This window comes from Thermococcus sp. JdF3 (assembly GCF_012027495.1).
In the GTDB taxonomy this organism is placed as follows: domain Archaea; phylum Methanobacteriota_B; class Thermococci; order Thermococcales; family Thermococcaceae; genus Thermococcus.
This window is the reverse complement of record NZ_SNUK01000036.1, coordinates 1-408: the sequence shown is the minus strand read 5'-3', so window position 1 is coordinate 408 and position 408 is coordinate 1. Positions and strand designations below refer to the sequence as shown.

The following is a 408-nucleotide window of genomic DNA, read 5'->3' as shown; positions in this document are numbered from 1 at the left end:
AGGACGATGCCCCTGAACCCAAAAACTGCTCTAGAGATACTGAGAAAGCTCGAGGAGGAAGAAAAGCTCAGAATTTCCGTGGAGCTCTAAACGACCTTCCAGAGCTCGTCGCTCTCTGGCCTCTCCAGAGGCTTTTCCTTTCCGTTATCAACCATTACTCTCGATTCTTTGTCTTCTAGGAACTCCCCGATTACCGAGGCGTTTATGCCCTTCCTCTTGAGGGCGGAGATTATACTATCTGCCTTTTCTTTGGGGGCGGCTATCATGAGCGCGCCTGAGCTGATGAGGGCGAGCGGATTGAGGTCATAAAACTCACAGATTTTCAGTGTTTCTTTCCTTATCGGAATCCGCTCTGCGTAAACGCGGAAGCCGAGTTTGGCAGCGTCGGCCATCTCGTGGAGGCCGTTC

Annotated in this window: 1 protein-coding gene; it reads right to left on the bottom strand. The window is 51.7% G+C overall.

Going from position 1 to position 408, the window contains the following annotated elements:
- Positions 1 to 86: 86 nt before the first annotated feature.
- Positions 87 to 408 (bottom strand): AIR synthase-related protein (locus E3E42_RS11780; protein WP_240913705.1); only part of this gene is annotated, 322 nt, incomplete at its 5' end.